Raw genomic sequence first — 17,743 nt, 5'->3', positions numbered from 1 at the left:
AAATTCCAGTTTAAGAAATACAATTTTGAAACTGTTATATTTGTGCTTAAAATTTAAAAAAACGACATGACACTTATAAAATCTATTTCAGGTATTAGAGGAACCATAGGAGGTAACGTGGGTGAAAACCTAACGCCAATTGATGCTGTAAAGTTCGCTGCGGCTTATGGTGCTTGGTTAAAACAAAACCGAAAAAAGGAAAATTATAAAGTTGTAGTGGGGAGAGATGCACGAATTTCTGGAAAGATGATTCAGAGTTTGGTAATGCAAACTTTGGTAGGGCAAGGCATTCATGTAATAGATTTAGGCTTGTCTACAACCCCAACGGTTGAAGTAGCTGTACCTATGGAGCATGCCGATGGTGGTATAATACTAACGGCTAGCCATAACCCAAAACAATGGAACGCTTTAAAACTTTTAAATGAAAAAGGGGAGTTTTTAGATGCTGTAGAGGGTGAAAAAATATTAGAACTCGCAGAAAGTAACACCATTGCGTTTGCAGATGTAGATAGCTTGGGAAAAATTACTAAAAACAAGGCGTATTTTGATTTACATATTATTGAAGTTTTAGATTTGCCCTTGGTTAATGTTAAAGCAATTGAAGCAGAACGTTTTAAAGTGGTGGTAGACGGTGTAAACTCTACAGGTGGTATTGTTATTCCCCTGTTATTAGAACGCTTAGGAGTAGAGGTTGTAAAGTTGTACTGTGAACCAAATGGCCATTTTCCACATAATCCAGAACCTTTAAAAGAACATTTAATCGATTTATCTGAAGCTGTAAAAAAACACAATGCAGATTTTGGTATTGTAGTAGATCCTGATGTTGATCGTTTAGCTTTTATGGATGAAAATGGCGAAATGTTTGGCGAAGAATACACCTTGGTAGCTTGTGCAGATTATGTATTGAGCCATACCTCAGGAAACACAGTAAGTAATATGAGTTCTACACGTGCCTTACGCGATATTACCGAAAAACATGGTGGTATGTATGAAGCATCAGCAGTAGGCGAAGTGAATGTGGTGAAACTCATGAAAAAAAATAAAGTGGTTATTGGTGGTGAAGGTAACGGAGGCATTATTTATCCTGAATTACATTACGGACGTGATGCATTAGTAGGAATTGCTTTGTTTTTAAGTTTGTTGGCGGAAAAAGGTATGAGCGTTAGCGCACTTAGAAAAACATACCCTAACTATTTTATGAGTAAAAAGAAAATAGAGTTAACACCGGGTTTGGATGTAGATGGTATTTTAAAGACTATGGAAGACCGCTACCAAAACGAGCAATTAACTACGATTGATGGTGTTAAAATTGATTTCCCAGAAAGTTGGGTACATTTAAGGAAAAGTAATACCGAACCCATTATTAGAATTTATACCGAAGCAAAATCCCAACAAGAAGCCAATGCCTTGGCCGATAAGTTTATTAACGAAATTAGTACCTTAGCTAATAGTTAAACCGCTACACAATGCTCAAACAAATACTACTTACACCATTTCAAAAATTTATCAAGCTAGAGAGTTTAGCAGGTGTGCTTTTATTTGGTGCTACCATTATAGCATTGGTTTGGGCAAACTCATCCTACGGTGCGTCTTATGAAAGTTTGTTGCAATATAAAATTGGTATTTCTTCTGAAGGTTTTGAACTGAAAAAACCATTAATTCTTTGGATAAACGATGGGTTAATGGCAATTTTCTTTTTCTTGATTGGCTTAGAACTAAAAAGAGAACTGCTAATAGGGGAGATTAATACACTAAAAAAAGCAGCTTTTCCGCTAGTGGCAGCATTGGGTGGCGTTTTTGTACCGGTTATGTTGTTTTTAATGTTAAATCAAGATCCATCTACAACTAAGGCTTGGGGCATACCCATGGCGACCGATATTGCATTTGCATTAGCTATCTTGGGAACTTTAGGAAAACGAGTGCCTTTAAGTTTAAAAATATTCTTAACGGCTTTTGCTATTATAGACGATATTGCGGCAGTTTTAGTTATAGCTATCTTTTACAGTTCTAATATTAATTGGATGTTTATTCTTATAGGTTTAGCTATTATAGGGGTTTTAGCTATTTTAAATTACAAATGGCGATATTCTTTAGGAGTTGGGTTGGTATTAGCGGTAATAGTATGGTTTTTATTTTTAAAATCTGGTATACACCCTACAATTGCGGGAGTATTATTAGCATTTACAATTCCCATTAAGCGTAAAATAGATATGGAGTTTTTTACTGTAAACTTAGAATCGATTTCAAATGTAATAGCTAATACTTCAAAAAAAAGTCCTAAACGTTTATTAACCGAAGAAGAAATAAACCATATAGACCATATAGACGATTTAACATTTAAGGTGCGTTCGCCTTTGCAACATTTAGAGCACGAACTACATAGTTTAACCGCTTATTTTATTTTACCTGTATTTGCATTTGCCAATGCTGGTGTAGTAATTAGTACCAATTACAATTTTAATTTTGCTTTAATGGCAAATATTGCCATAAGCTTGTTTTTAGGAAAACTTATTGGGGTAACGTTATTCTCTTATATCGGTGTAAAAACCGGTATTACAGAATTACCATCTAAGGTTAAGTTTTCTCAAATTGTTGGTATTGCAAGTATTGCTGGTGTTGGGTTTACCATGTCTATTTTTATAGACAATCTTGCATTTGCCACAGACCTAATTAGTATGAATTCCGCAAAAGTAGGCATTATAATAGGTTCTTTAACAGCAGGTATTGTAGGTTATCTTATTTTAAGGTTCACGAGCAAAACAGCATAATTATAAGGGGGCCTTATCTCTGTGTTTCCAACGTTTATGTGTCCATAGATAAAACTCTGGAGCTTCTCGAATTTGTTCTTCCACTCGCTTTAAAGCCATTTTGGTAATATCAAAATCTTTATAATCATTTACATTTCTAATAATATCATAAAATGTAGCTTCGTAATAGCCGCGTTTTACTTTTTTTACTTTTACTAATGTGGTTGCCATATCAAGACGTTTTGCTAATATTTCACCACCTACATGTACTGGTACGTGTATGCCCATAAAATCTTGCCAATACACGGCTTTATTTAGTTTAGGAGATTGGTCAAACGCAAAACCGTTAAGTGTTAGTTCGTTATTTCGTTTTGCTTCTATTAAGGTAGCAAAGGTTTCTTTTGTAGTAATTAAATAGCTGTTATATTTGGCTCTAATGCGCTTAACAAGTTTATCGAAATACCTGTTGCTTAATTGTTTATATACGGCATATCCTTTATGTTGTATTTGGGTTTGCAAAATAAAAATCCATTCCCAACTGGCGTAATGCCCCATAAATAGTACAATGCTTCTATTTTCTTTTTCTAGTTTATGTATTTCCTCAACATTGGTAAAAGTATAGCGTTTTTGCATTTCACTTTTAGAAATTGTAATAGACTTTATAGCTTCCAGCATCATATCACATAAATGATGATAGAATTTTTTTCTAATGTTTTTTATTTCTGCTTCACTCTTTTCTGGAAAAACCAACCTTAAATTTTCAATCACTACTTTTTTTCTATAACCAATAATGTAGTACAAGAGCACATATACGGCATCTGAAACTGCATATAATAATCTAAAAGGAAGTATAGAAATTAAATATAAAAACGGATAAACCAGAATATAAGCTAGAAATTGCATTTATAAGTTTTAGATTTGTAGCCACAAAGATATATTAATTTGATATTAAACAATTTTTAAAGAATGGGTAATTTAGACATCATTACAATCGTACTAATTGCTGCTAATGTTATGATATCCTATAAAGGGTTTAACGATTTTAGTTTTTTTGAAAAATATAAGTTTAATATCGGTGCTATTCGTCGTGGTGAGCAAATACGCATGTTTAGTTCGGGCTTTTTACATGCAGATACTGCCCATTTATTCTTTAATATGTTTGCTTTATACCTGTTCTCGGATTTAGTGATTTTTGATATTGGTAAGTTTAACTTTTTTGTGGTGTACTTAGGTAGCCTAATTGCTGGAAACTTACTGTCGTTATACTTTCATAAAGATGAATATCATTATAGTGCGGTAGGAGCCAGTGGTGCTGTAACAGGTATTTTATATTCAGCTATTTTATTGCGTCCAGAACGCGATTACTATTTTTTGTTTTTACCCTCTCGTATTGGTGATGTAGATTTAGGAATTCCAGGTTTTGTTTTAGGCATTGCTTATTTATTATACTCCATTTATGGTATGAAAAAACGAATAGGTAACATTGGTCACGATGCGCATTTTGGTGGTGCCGTTGGTGGCTATCTTATCACTTTAATTTTAATGCCTTCGCTTTTACAAACCAATTTGCTAATGGTTGGGCTTTTGGCCATACCAATTGTAGTGCTGTTTGTGTTACAGAAAATGGGGAAGATATAAATATAAAAAAAGGACTATTTTTTAAAAAGCCCTTTTAATTAAGTTTGGTGTTTTATTTTATTCGTAGAAATAAGTAATAGTTTCAATTGACTCCTCATCAACAACTCCATTGTCAACATACTTATAAGTTGCCGATATTGGATAATCATTGTCTCCGTAAACATATTCATAAGTATAGGCTGTACTTTCATTATTGTAAACTTCGGAATCGCTGGTTATGTTATTCTTATTTCCTAAGATGTATGCGCCAAACTCGGTGTTGTGCCCAATAAGACTTAAAACCTCAATGGCGTAAATATTTTTATGAATATTATTTTTCGTATCGTAGGTGTAAATATATTCGGTGCTGCCATCTTCGTCTTTTATGCTCGAAATATTAGTGCCATTATATGAAATAATATTCATATGGTCAAGTTCAAAGTCAGATCCTTCATAGCTTCGATACACATCGGCTTGTATTGTGCCATTGCTATTATAACTTAAACTAATCTTGAACGTTTGTTCAGGTAGACCTGAGGATTCTGACCAATACTCAACGAGTTCAATTACTTTCCCATCGGTGTTGTATTTTAAAGTGTTATTTGCTGAAAGTACTCCATCAATGTAAATATCTTCTCTTACAAGTTTATCGCCTTCATAAGTGTAAATACTTTTATTTCCATCACTAGCATCAAGACTTGTCAGTTTATTACCATCTTTATAGGTGTAAATCTCGGTGTATTCATCTGCGGTACCCTGGTTATACACTATTTTTTTTATTAGGGTGTTGTCGGTTTCTTGCTCTACTTCAGGGGTGTCAATAGATTCAGTTTCACAGTTAAACAATCCAGCGCAAAAAATTAGTAGTAGTAAATGTTTTAAGTTCATAAGTAAAATTTTAAATTTAAGTGGCTAATATATTACAAGTTTAACATGTAGTAAAATGATAAATGTTAGCTTTTCAATTATTTTTTTTATTGTAATTCGCTGTGGCATAACTATTGAATTTAGTAGTGTGTAAAAACAATTGATAATGAATTAAGTATTTGATTTACAGTTGTTTTTTAATCATGTATAATGAATTTGAAAAACGGTTTTATCTGTTTTAATGACAGAATGACTTAAATAACCATATGAAGAAATCTAATTTTATAACATTTGACAGTTTGTCATTACAGGAATTTGATGAAAACTCAGAATTAATTCCATTAATGACACCTGAAGATGAAGAAGCCATAAATAACGAAGAGTTGCCCGCATCTCTCCCAATTTTATCACTTAGAAATACAGTGTTATTCCCAGGAGTAGTTATTCCTATTACTGCTGGCAGAGATACCTCTATAAAGCTTATAAACGATGCTAACAAAGGCAGTAAAGTAATTGGTGTTGTTGCGCAAAAAGACGAAACGGTAGAAAACCCTACTGCACAAGACATCTATAAAACAGGTACTGTAGCTCGTATTTTAAGAGTGCTTAAAATGCCCGATGGTAACGTAACAGTTATTATACAAGGTAAAAAACGTTTTAAGGTAGAGCAAGTGGTTACCGAAAAGCCATATTTAACGGCTACCATAAAAGATTTACCTGAGGCAAGACCTGCACAACAAAACAAGGAGTTTACTGCAATTATAGACTCTATTAAAGATTTAGCACTAGAAATTATAAAAGAAAGCCCAAATATTCCTACTGAGGCATCGTTTGCTATAAAGAATATTGAGAGCAATTCCTTTTTAGTGAATTTTGTATCCTCAAACATGAATTTATCGGTTCCAGAGAAGCAAGAGCTTTTAGAGAATAACGATCTTAAAAGTCGTGCCTTGGCCACTTTAAAATATATGAATGTTGAGTTTCAGAAATTAGCACTTAAAAACGATATTCAGTCTAAAGTGCAAATGGATATGAGCCAACAACAACGCGAATATTTCTTGCACCAGCAAATGAAAACCATTCAAGAGGAATTGGGCGGTGTTAGTCATGATGCTGAAATAGATGAAATGAAGGCTAAAGCCCAGGAAAAACAATGGGACGAGAAAGTGGCGAAGCATTTTGAAAAGGAAATTGGGAAGCTACAACGCATGAATCCGCAAGTGGCTGAATATTCCATCCAACGTAATTATTTAGAGCTGTTTTTAGATTTGCCTTGGAATGAATTTAGTAAAGATAAATTCGACTTAAAGCGTGCCAAGAAAATTTTAGACAGAGACCACTATGGTCTAGACGATGTAAAACGCAGAATTATAGAGTATCTAGCTGTTTTAAAGCTAAGAAACGATATGAAATCTCCTATTTTATGCCTTTACGGTCCTCCTGGGGTTGGTAAAACGTCTTTAGGGAAATCTATAGCAGAGGCTTTAGGTAGGGAATATGTGCGTATATCTTTAGGTGGTTTGCGTGATGAAGCTGAGATTAGAGGGCATAGAAAAACCTATATTGGTGCAATGCCAGGACGTATTATTCAAAGTTTAAAGAAAGCCGGAACATCAAACCCAGTATTTGTTTTAGACGAAATCGATAAGCTATCGAATTCTCATCAAGGCGATCCTTCCTCGGCAATGCTAGAGGTGTTAGACCCAGAACAAAATAGCGAGTTCTACGATAATTTTCTAGAAATGGGCTACGACCTCTCTAAAGTTATGTTTATTGCAACTTCAAACAGTTTAGCAACCATTCAGCCTGCTTTAAGAGACCGCATGGAGATTATTAATGTTACGGGGTATACCATAGAAGAAAAAGTAGAAATTGCTAAACGCCATTTGTTGCCAAAGCAGTTAAAAGAGCATGGTTTAAACGCATCTCATTTAAAAATAGGTAAACCACAGTTAGAAAAAATTGTGGAGGGTTATACTAGAGAATCTGGTGTTCGTGGGCTAGAAAAACAAATTGCAAAAATGGTGCGTCATGCAGCCAAAAACATTGCAATGGAAGAAGATTATAATATTAAAGTAACCAATCAGGATATTATAGATGTGCTTGGTGGTCCAAAATTAGAACGCGACAAATACGAAAACAATAATGTGGCTGGTGTGGTTACTGGTTTAGCATGGACAAGTGTTGGTGGCGATATTTTGTTTATAGAATCTATTTTATCTAAAGGAAAAGGCACCTTAAGCATTACAGGAAATTTAGGAAAAGTAATGAAGGAATCTGCAACCATTGCCATGGAATACATAAAATCTAATGCAGAAACCTTTGGTATAAACCCTGAAGTTTTTGATAAGTACAACGTACATATTCACGTGCCAGAAGGCGCTACTCCAAAAGATGGCCCTAGTGCGGGTGTAACTATGTTAACATCTTTAGTATCTTTATTCACTCAAAAGAAAGTAAAAAAGAGTTTAGCAATGACGGGAGAAATTACCCTACGTGGAAAAGTATTGCCTGTTGGTGGTATAAAAGAAAAAATTCTGGCAGCTAAACGTGCACGTATTAAAGAAATATTACTTTGCGAAGATAATAGGCGTGATATTGAGGAAATTAAACCAGAGTATTTAAAGGGGCTAACATTTCATTATGTAACAGATATGAGCGAGGTTATAGATATTGCCATTACCAATCAAAAAGTAAAATATGCAAAAAAGCTTTAAATACACACTTTTTGCGGTAATTGTTGCAGTTTGTTGTAATTATATAGCTGCTCAACAAACACCTACCTATAAAGATGTACTGCTGAATGGTAAACCTGCTAAATTAAATATGGCTACTGGTGAATTTATTCTAGTAAATGGAAAAACTATAGATACCATTAAGCCTTTACAGTTAAATTCAAATTTAAAGAACAAAACAACTAGTATAGACACTGTTGCACAAGCACTTTTAAAACATAAGCACAGTGCTTCCAACTTTCATATTGTAAAAGCTGGCGAAACCTTATTCGGATTGTCAAAAAAATACGGCGCTTCCTTAAATGAATTAAAAAAAGCTAATAATTTAGAAACCACATTAGTGGCAGTAGGCCAAAAACTTAGAGTTAAAAACCTTGATGCCGTAGAAGAAACTCCCACAACATGGACTGTTGGTAAAGGTGATACGCTGTACAACATTGCAAAAAGACATGGTATTACAGTTGCTGCTTTAAAGCAGCTTAACGCCTTAAAAAATAACACCATATATATTGGTCAAAAATTACGTTTAAAATAGAAAAGCACATCCTTAAAAAATAAATGATACATGCTATCGTTTTAAGATAGATTCATTTACTTTGTATCGTAAATATGCTAAGGAAAATTATCACTGTTTTTTGTTTCTTAATAACCTCTTTTGGCCTAGCCCAAGTAGGAGGTGAAACTACCTACCAGTTTTTAAACTTAGTATCTTCTCCAAGACAAGCGGCTTTGGGCGGAAAAGTATTTACTAATGTGGATTACGATGTTACCCAGGCGCTATTTAATCCGGCAACTATTAACGTAGAAATGGATAACCAATTGGCACTAAATTACACGAGTTATTTAGGTGGGATAAGTTATGGAACGGCTTCTTATGCGTATACTTTAGATAGGCGCACACAAACATTTCATGGCGGCATTACTTATATAAATTACGGGTCTTTTGATGGTTATGATGAAAATGGTGTGTCTACAGGTACTTTTACAGGTGCCGAAACAGCACTTTCCTTGGGCTATGCCCTACAAATTGGGTATTCAGATTTTTATTTTGGAGGAAATTTAAAACTCATAACATCAAAATTAGAGCAATATAATTCGTTTGGTGCAGCGGTAGATTTGGGATTACTTTATATTGATGAGGATTTAGATTTTCATGCTGCTTTAGTTGTACGAAATTTAGGTTCACAAATTACCACTTATGCTGGTTTAAACGAACCTTTACCTTTTGAAATTGGCGTGGGATTATCCCAAACCCTAGAACATGTTCCCATAAGGTGGCATATTACTTTTGAGAATCTTCAGGAATGGCCCATAGGAAGACCAAATCCGTCAAGGGTAACTAGCGATTTGTCAGGAAATCAAACTTCTGAAGACATAAGCTTCTTTGGGCAATTAATTCGTCATACTATTTTAGGTGCCGAATTATTTCCAGAAGGCGGCTTTAATATTCGCTTAGGTTATAATTTTCGTAGGGGAGAAGAGTTACGAATTATAGACCAACGGAATTTCTCTGGTTTATCGGCTGGTTTCTCTATAAAACTCAATAAAATGCGATTTAGTTATACGCATGCCAAATACACCAGTGCCGCAAATTCAAATTTCTTCGGATTACAGATTGATTTACAGTAAAATCAGTTAGCAGTCACAGTATTCAGGCACACAGCATTATTATGAATTTCATTGTAATTATACCCATTAGTGTTTTTCACTTTAGCACACTTTAAGTACTTTAGCGCACTCAAGGTATTTTAAATGAACAAAATTACTATAGCCATAGACGGGTATTCTTCAACAGGGAAAAGTACCATAGCAAAACAAATTGCTAAAACCCTAGATTATATTTACGTAGATTCTGGTGCTATGTACAGAGCTGTTACACTTTATGCAATAGAAAAGAGATTGATTACAGAAAACAATTTTTATAAAGAAGCATTGATTTCTCAATTAAATAACATAGAATTAAGTTTTCAGTTCAATAAAAATCTAGGTTACGCAGAAGTCTATCTAAATGGCCAAAATGTAGAACATAAAATACGTACGTTGCAGGTATCTGGTTTTGTTAGTACAATTGCAGCTGTACCTGAAGTACGACAAAAATTAGTTGTGATTCAAAAAAAAATAGGAGAGGACAAAGGCGTGGTTATGGATGGTCGTGATATTGGGACTGTAGTTTTTCCTAATGCCGAACTTAAAATTTTTATGACAGCATCAGCCGAAAAACGTGCCAAACGCCGTTATGATGAGTTAAAACAACGTGGCGACAACATTACTTATGAGGCCGTTTTAAAAAACGTAACAGAGCGTGATTATATTGATACGAACCGAGAAGATTCACCTCTTGTAAAAGCTGAAGATGCTATTGAAATTGACAACTCTAATTTAACATTAGATGAACAATTCAACAAAGTTCTAAGTTTAGTAAAACTTACTCTTGAAAATTATGAATAACATTGCGTCATTGCGTACGCAGTAAAGCAATCTTTTTAATGCAATGACAAAAAAAACGAACCTTCAACTCAATAAAGATTCGTTTTATATTTCGCCTAACTTATCAAGGATTTGGAATAATTAATTCCTGATCGGGATGAATAATATCAGGGTTCTTTAAAATATCAGAATTAGCTTTAAAAATATCTTGGTATTTCGAAGCTTTACCATAATACTGAATAGCAATTTTACCAAGTGTTTCGCCGCTTTTAACGGTATGTCTGTGGTAAACACTACTATCGGCAACTTTAATATCTGCCATTATATCAGAGGGATTTTCACCACCAATAGCCTTTATTTTATCCCAAATTAAATCTTTTTCGTATGGCGTTTTTGCTGTTCCCCATACTTTTAATTGTCCGTTTTCCTCTTTCACGTCACCATTTTGTATATTTAAAGATTCCCCTAAATCTAAAACCGCTTGATACTTTGCTTTCACCATGATTTGTTGTTTTAATAGTTAATGTTATAGCTTAACAATATAATAAATATTTAGTTTTAACTTGCTAAATTTAAACATCAAGATATATACGCTATTTTTCCATGTTAAATTACCGCCTTAGCGGTATTGATTTTTTTTAATCAAGATTAGGCTAATTACTTGAAAATGTATATTTTTGCACTCCTTTTTAGCGCAGCATCGAAAAGATAAAGAGGAATTAAGAAAACATATTTATAACACTTCTGTGTGTTATGTGGTTAGCTTTTCGAAACATACAGAATACAAACGCGATGAAATGGCGTTTCCACACAAATGGAATTCCCTTAAATGATTCGCAGATTTAATTAAATGGCTGAAAAAGCAAAACAAGCTGAAGACCAAGTAGCGGTTGAAGCAACATCTGTTGAAGCACCAGAGGTATCTGAGGCTCAAAAAAACCCTGAAAAATTCTTAAAAGAGTTCAACTGGCACAATTACCAAGAAGGTATTGATGAGGTGGACGACAAACAACTTCAAGAATTTGAAAAATTAGTAGCAGAAAATTTTGTAGATACTCTAGACGACGAAGTTGTTGAAGGTACTGTAATTCACATCACTGATAGAGATGCTATTATCGACATCAACGCAAAATCAGAAGGTGTAATTTCTTTAAACGAATTTCGTTACAACCCTAATTTAAAAGTAGGCGATAAGGTAGAAGTATTAATTGATGTGCGTGAAGATGCAACAGGACAATTAGTATTATCTCACCGTAAAGCCCGTGTAATTAAAGCTTGGGATCGCGTTAATAAAGCACACGAAACTGGAGAAATTGTTAATGGTTTTGTAAAATGCAGAACTAAAGGTGGTATGATTGTAGATGTTTTTGGCATCGAAGCATTCTTACCAGGTTCTCAAATTGATGTGAAGCCAATTAGAGATTACGACCAGTATGTAAACAAAACTATGGAATTTAAAGTTGTGAAAATCAACCACGAATTCAAAAACGTAGTAGTATCTCATAAAGCACTTATCGAGGCTGATATTGAGGAACAAAAGAAAGAAATTATTGGTCAGTTAGAAAAAGGTCAAGTATTAGAAGGTGTTGTTAAGAACATCACATCTTACGGTGTATTTATCGACCTTGGTGGCGTAGACGGATTAGTTCATATTACAGATTTATCATGGTCTAGAATTAACCACCCTAATGAAATTGTAGAATTAGACCAGAAACTTAACGTTGTAATTCTTGACTTCGATGAAGACAAATCAAGAATCCAGTTAGGTCTTAAGCAATTAAGCAAGCACCCATGGGAAGCTCTTGGAGAAGAGGTGAAAGTTGGTGATAAAGTAAAAGGTAAAGTAGTTGTAATCGCAGATTACGGTGCATTTATAGAAGTTGCTGATGGTGTTGAAGGTTTAATCCACGTTTCTGAAATGTCTTGGTCTACACACTTACGTTCTGCTCAAGATTTCGTTTCTGTAGGAGATGAAGTTGAAGCAGTAATCTTAACTTTAGATAGAGAAGATCGTAAAATGTCTCTTGGTATTAAGCAATTAACGCCAGATCCATGGACAGATATTACAAGCAAATACCCATTAGGCTCTAAGCATACTGGTGTAGTACGTAACTTTACAAACTTTGGTGTATTTGTTGAATTAGAAGAAGGTATCGACGGATTAATTTATATCTCTGATTTATCTTGGACTAAGAAAATTAAGCATCCATCAGAGTTTTGTGCAGTTGGCGATAAACTAGACGTTATTGTACTTGAGTTGGATGTTGAAGGTCGTAAATTAAGTTTAGGACACAAACAAACTACTGTAAACCCTTGGGATAAGTACGAAACTGAATTTGCTTTAAATACAACTCATAAAGCTGAAATCTCTGAGATAGTAGACAAAGGTGCTACAATTGTGTTTAACGAAGATATCGTTGCATTTGTACCAACACGTCACCTAGAAAAAGAAGACGGAAGCAAGTTGAAGAAAGGTGAAGAAGCAGAATTCAAAATCATTGAATTTAATAAAGAGTTTAAACGTGTAGTAGCATCTCATGCTGCTATCCATAAAGCTGAAGAAGCTGCAAACGTAAAAGCTGCCGCTAAAAAGGCTGCAACTGCTGCTGCTGAAGCAAAACCAACTTTAGGTGATGCTAACGATGCTTTACAAGCGCTTAAAGATAAAATGGACGGGAAAAAATAATTTCTTGAACAATTTGATATAGAAAAGCGATTGCTCATTGAGTAGTCGCTTTTTTTATGGATCATTGCGAGGACGAAGGACGTGGCAATCTTATTCAGCTTCAGGGGTGTCTTTTTTAATAATAGTAACTCTAACTTTATTTTTTTTGGGCGTTTCCTCCGCTTAGGCTCCGGTCGGGCTTTCCGCTATATCTTTTTTTTTGTTCTTACCCAACGTCATTGCGAACGCAGTGAAGCAATCTTCCCAACCAAAGAGATTACTTCGTCGCTCGTGCCTCACTTCTCGTAATAACGGCCTATTTGTAAATAAAAAAAAAGGATGCCGCTACAATCCCTAACGCGAGTGTACTTACTAACTGATGGTTAAAAACAAAGGTTTTATACTTTTAGGAGAGGTTCGTTTAACATGTTTGTATATGGTTTGTTGCGGAAAATCAGCTATGATTTTCCGCCGTAACCGAAAGATAGCAAATTGCAATGAATTCCGATTAGGAATTCAGCTGCAATGAGCTATACACGTTGTTATGTGCAGTTTTTTATTTATCTTTAATTAATCTTTCCAAACTACTATTATGAAGAAATTTTTATTCAATCTTTTGTGCTTTCTTTTCTGTTCATATTCTTATTCACAAGTTATAAATTTTCCTGATACTAATTTAAAATCTAAACTACTTGAACAAAATTTCGGTGGAATTGCCTTTCTTGATGCCAACAATAATAATGAAATTGAAGTTTCTGAAGCATTAAATTGGACTTATTCATTGCAATTGGGTTATGCCAGTATTTCTGACTTGACAGGAATTGAGTATTTTACAAATGTCGATTATTTATATGTCCATAATAATAATTTGGTGACAGTTGATTTGTCTTCTCTAGTTAATTTGAAGTTTTTAAAAATTAATGACAATTCTTTGATTAGTCTTGATGTTTCTGATTTAGTGAACCTAGAATCAATACAGTGTTACAATAATCAATTGGTTTCACTAGACTTTTCTGGATTGACAAATATTACGGTTATTAATAGTGATAATAATCAATTATCTTCTTTGATACTCAGTGATAACTTTGAACTAGTACATCTAAATTGTGAAAATAATCTATTAACTAGTTTAGATGCTAGTGATTCATCAAATTTATTACAAATCCAATGTTCATCAAATAATCTAACGACACTGAATATTAAAAATGATTCTGTTGAATTCATTGATTTTTCTGATAACAGTTCTTTGCAATATGTATGTGTTGATGGAGCTCAACTTATTGAGGTTGAAGATCAAATTGCACAATATGGTTATACTAACTGTTATGCAAACTCATTATGTTCTTTCAATCAAGGTGAAGTTTTTTATACGTTGTCAGGGAACGTGAAATATGATGAAAATAATGATGGTTGCTCTTCAGTTGACATAGATTATAAGGACTTGATGTTGACAGTTCTTGATGGTACTAATTCAGGAGATTTGTATTCAAATTCCAATGGATATTATCATTTCAATGTCCAAGCTGGAAATTATTCCATAACTCCTACAGTTCCAAATGCGACTTATTTTAATATTTCTCCAACAACAACTTCGGTTGCATTTCAAGATATGAGCAGTCCTTACATTCAAGATTTTTGTATTACTCCAGCTGGATCATATCCTGATTTAAAAATTTCTATTGAAACGATTGATTCTGATTATGACTATACAGCTACTTATAGAATTAATTACAGTAACCAAGGAACTATGACGCAGTCAGGATTCGTAAATTTAGATTTTGACGATAATGTAATTGATTTTAGTTCGGCTAATCCAATGGTATCAGAGCAAAATACTAATGAGTTAATTTGGGAATTTATAGATCTTAAACCTTTTGAAACGAGGTCAATTGAATTTATATTAGATTTTAATGTTCCAACTATTAATAATGGTGACGTTTTAAATTTTATCGGAAATATAAGTTCTGATTTAACTGAAATTACACCTAACGATAATGTTTTTAATTTAGAACATACATTCCAATGTTGTTTATTAGATGTTCCTAGTTTTGAATTTTCTGATTATTTTATTCAATACCCTAACCCAACCAATGATTTTTTAAATCTTAAGATGAAAAGACAAATTCATGTTGAATCGATTATTATATTTGATATTTTGGGACAGGAAGTGAAAAAAGTGTCATCAAATAACGAGCATATTAAAATTGACGTCTCAAATTTGAAATCTGGTCATTATTTCATTAAAATATTAGCTTCTCAAAAAGAGTTTTTCACAAGGTTTATTAGAAAGTAATCTAGTTTTTCGCAAATTGCACTTAACTTTTCCGGATATACATCGTTTCAATGACATACATCCAACGTTAAACGAAGTTCAATTTTTTTTCTGATAAAGTCAAGTAGATAAATCTTAAAAACTTTAAAGTGGTTATTCTAACTAATATAATTCCAAATATTTTTATACTTGCTCATAGCTCTGTAAGTATTTAAAATCGTTTCATTCTCAGCATTCCCAAGCGAAGGATCAGCATGTAAAACTTTTTTAGCGTAAAATCGAGCCTGTTGTAAAATAGCTTTATCTTTAACAATGTCAGCTATTCTTAAATTGAGAACACCACTTTGTTGTGTGCCCATAATATCTCCTGGACCGCGTAATTTTAAATCTACATCGGCTACTTCAAAACCATCATTAGTACGCACCATGGTTTCTAAACGGGTTTTACTGTCGTTACTTAATTTATGGCTGGTCATCAATATGCAATAACTTTGTTCTGCACCGCGGCCTACACGACCTCGTAATTGGTGCAACTGCGACAAACCAAAACGTTCTGCGCTTTCAATAATCATAACCGAAGCGTTAGGTACATTTACACCAACTTCAATTACTGTAGTAGCTACCATAATTTGGGTTTCACCTTTTATAAAACGTTGCATTTCATAGTCTTTATCGGCAGGTTTCATTTTACCATGAACAATGGAGATTTGGTATTCTGGCTTTGGAAAATCACGTTCTATACTGGCATAACCATCCATTAAATCTTTATAGTCTAAAGCTTCACTTTCTTGAATCAACGGATATACAATATATATTTGCCTGCCTTTAGCTATTTCATCTCTAATAAATCTAAATACATTTAATCGATTAGAATCATAGCGATGTACGGTTTTAATAGATTTTCGCCCTGGTGGCAATTCATCAATCACCGAAATATCCAAATCGCCGTAAACCGACATTGCTAACGTTCTAGGAATTGGTGTAGCTGTCATCACCATAATGTTGGGTGGTAAGGTATTTTTTTTCCAAAGTTTACTTCTTTGTTTTACACCAAATCGGTGCTGTTCGTCAATAATGGCTAATCCTAAATTTTTAAATTTCACCTTATCTTCAAGTAAAGCATGTGTTCCTACGAGAATTTGTAATTCTCCATTTTCTAAGGCCTCATGAATTATTTTTCTTTCTGAAGTTTTAGTTGAACCCGTAAGTAGTTTTATGTTTATATTCAAATGGTTACACCATTCTAGTAATCCGTTAAAATGCTGGATAGATAAAATTTCTGTAGGCGCCATTAAGCAGGCTTGGAATCCGTTATCAAGTGCCATGAGCATAGACATAAACGCCACAATAGTTTTACCTGAACCAACATCACCTTGCAGCAATCGGTTCATTTGGGCATTACTTCCTAAATCGGCTCTAATTTCCTTTAAAACCCGTTTTTGTGCTCCAGTGAGCTCAAAAGGCAAATAGTTGTTGAAAAACGTGTTAAAATAACGTCCTACTTGTTCAAACTCAAACCCTTTAATTTTCGATTTATGAATAAGGTTTTTTAAAATTAATTGTAATTGAATATAAAACAGTTCTTCAAACTTTAAGCGGTATTGTGCCTTAGCCAATAATTCCTGGCTTTTGGGAAAGTGTATGTTTAATAAGGCGTCACTTTTAGAAATCAATTTTAATTCCGAAAGGATATTTGGTGATAAGGTTTCTACAAACCTACCTTTAGATTCTAAAAATAATTGTTGTACAATTTTGCTTAACACTCGATTGTTAATGCCTTTATTGCTTAATTTTTCTGTAGAAGGATAAAGTGGCTGAATGCCTGAGCTTAATCCTCTTTTATGCTCGTCTATAGTTTCTATATCAGGATGTGGCATATTAAATTTACCACCAAACCAATTAGTTTTTCCAAAAATTACATAAGGTGTATTTAATTTTAAACGCTCACGAATCCATTTTTGCCCACGAAACCAAACCAGTTCCATGCTGCCTGTATCGTCTTGAAACATTGCCACCAATCGTTTTCCTCGTTTTTGCGCTACTTCTTTAAATCCTGTTATTTTACCAATAATTTGTACTTCGGCACTATTGTTTTGCAGTTCGTTAATTTTATAAAATCGGGTTCTGTCTATATACCGATTTGGGAATAGATTAAGCAAATCCTGATAGGTATGAATGTTAAGCTCCTTTCGTAGCAAATCGGCACGATTAGGGCCAACGCCTTTTAAATAATCTATGGGAGTTTGTAAATTAACAGACATAAAGCGAATTTAAGGAAATCCATAAAATTAAAGGCTTAATATATTCTTAGAATTAGATTGGTTTTTGAATATTTTTAAAAACCGAATCAGCTTCTTTTTAAAAAATATTTAAAAGCATTACATTTTGGGTATTTATTATAATGCAATAGTTA

Annotated in this window: 13 protein-coding genes; 9 read left to right on the top strand and 4 right to left on the bottom strand. The window is 33.7% G+C overall.

All coding sequences use genetic code 11. From position 1 onward, the window contains the following. The first annotated feature begins 66 nt into the window (after positions 1-66). Both glmM and nhaA read left to right on the top strand, forming a co-directional pair. Positions 67-1,455 (top strand): phosphoglucosamine mutase, encoded by a 1,389-nt coding sequence (gene glmM, locus CLV33_RS11625; protein WP_105474055.1) that lies wholly within the window; start codon positions 67-69, stop codon positions 1,453-1,455. 11 nt (positions 1,456-1,466) lie between these two features. After that, positions 1,467-2,768: a Na+/H+ antiporter NhaA gene (nhaA, locus tag CLV33_RS11620; RefSeq protein WP_105474054.1), complete on the top strand. Its 1,302-nt coding sequence runs from the start codon at positions 1,467-1,469 to the stop codon at positions 2,766-2,768. On the opposite strand, the gene CLV33_RS11615 is transcribed toward nhaA, so the two are convergent. Beyond that, positions 2,769-3,650, bottom strand: a complete 882-nt coding sequence (locus tag CLV33_RS11615) for a lysophospholipid acyltransferase family protein (protein ID WP_105474053.1) — start codon at positions 3,648-3,650, stop codon at positions 2,769-2,771. 63 nt (positions 3,651-3,713) lie between these two features. Here CLV33_RS11615 and CLV33_RS11610 point away from each other — a divergent pair, with 63 nt between their 5' ends. After that, positions 3,714-4,385: a rhomboid family intramembrane serine protease gene (locus CLV33_RS11610; protein WP_042244520.1), complete on the top strand. Its 672-nt coding sequence runs from the start codon at positions 3,714-3,716 to the stop codon at positions 4,383-4,385. A 57-nt stretch (positions 4,386-4,442) separates the two neighbouring features. Here the strand turns inward: CLV33_RS11610 and CLV33_RS11605 are convergent, their stop codons facing one another. Beyond that, positions 4,443-5,252, bottom strand: coding sequence for a hypothetical protein (locus CLV33_RS11605; RefSeq protein ID WP_105474052.1), 810 nt, complete (start codon positions 5,250-5,252; stop codon positions 4,443-4,445). Positions 5,253-5,497: 245 nt separating this feature from the next. Here CLV33_RS11605 and lon point away from each other — a divergent pair, with 245 nt between their 5' ends. From lon to cmk, 4 genes are all read left to right on the top strand, one after another. Next, positions 5,498-7,948 carry an endopeptidase La gene (gene lon / locus CLV33_RS11600; RefSeq protein ID WP_105474051.1) on the top strand — a complete coding sequence of 817 codons (2,451 nt, stop codon included), beginning with the start codon at positions 5,498-5,500 and terminating at the stop codon, positions 7,946-7,948. Then, complete coding sequence (locus tag CLV33_RS11595) at positions 7,932-8,501, top strand: lytic transglycosylase (protein WP_105474050.1); 570 nt, start codon at positions 7,932-7,934, stop codon at positions 8,499-8,501. The genes lon and CLV33_RS11595 overlap by 17 nt, the downstream gene beginning before the upstream one ends. A 74-nt stretch (positions 8,502-8,575) precedes the next feature. Then, positions 8,576-9,595, top strand: a complete 1,020-nt coding sequence (gene porQ / locus CLV33_RS11590; RefSeq protein WP_105474049.1) for a type IX secretion system protein PorQ — start codon at positions 8,576-8,578, stop codon at positions 9,593-9,595. 123 nt (positions 9,596-9,718) lie between these two features. Continuing rightward, positions 9,719-10,414, top strand: a complete 696-nt coding sequence (gene cmk, locus CLV33_RS11585; protein ID WP_105474048.1) for a (d)CMP kinase — start codon at positions 9,719-9,721, stop codon at positions 10,412-10,414. A gap of 103 nt (positions 10,415-10,517) precedes the next feature. Here cmk and CLV33_RS11580 read toward each other — a convergent pair whose 3' ends face one another. Then, positions 10,518-10,895, bottom strand: a complete 378-nt coding sequence (locus tag CLV33_RS11580; RefSeq protein WP_045372262.1) for a LysM peptidoglycan-binding domain-containing protein — start codon at positions 10,893-10,895, stop codon at positions 10,518-10,520. Positions 10,896-11,243: 348 nt separating this feature from the next. On the opposite strand from CLV33_RS11580, the gene rpsA reads away from it, so the two are divergent. Both rpsA and CLV33_RS11570 read left to right on the top strand, forming a co-directional pair. After that, entirely contained in the window at positions 11,244-13,079 is a 1,836-nt protein-coding gene (rpsA, locus tag CLV33_RS11575) for a 30S ribosomal protein S1 (protein ID WP_105474047.1), read from the top strand. A gap of 571 nt (positions 13,080-13,650) precedes the next feature. Then, positions 13,651-15,351, top strand: a complete 1,701-nt coding sequence (locus CLV33_RS11570; protein WP_105474046.1) for a T9SS type A sorting domain-containing protein — start codon at positions 13,651-13,653, stop codon at positions 15,349-15,351. Between the two features lie 137 nt (positions 15,352-15,488). On the opposite strand, the gene recG is transcribed toward CLV33_RS11570, so the two are convergent. Next, positions 15,489-17,591 (bottom strand): ATP-dependent DNA helicase RecG, encoded by a 2,103-nt coding sequence (gene recG / locus CLV33_RS11565; RefSeq protein WP_105474045.1) that lies wholly within the window; start codon positions 17,589-17,591, stop codon positions 15,489-15,491. Between the last annotated feature and the right edge of the window lie 152 nt (positions 17,592-17,743).

This window comes from Jejuia pallidilutea, assembly GCF_002973595.1.
GTDB classification, from domain to species: domain Bacteria; phylum Bacteroidota; class Bacteroidia; order Flavobacteriales; family Flavobacteriaceae; genus Jejuia; species Jejuia pallidilutea.
This window is presented reverse-complemented; position numbering and strand designations above follow the sequence as displayed.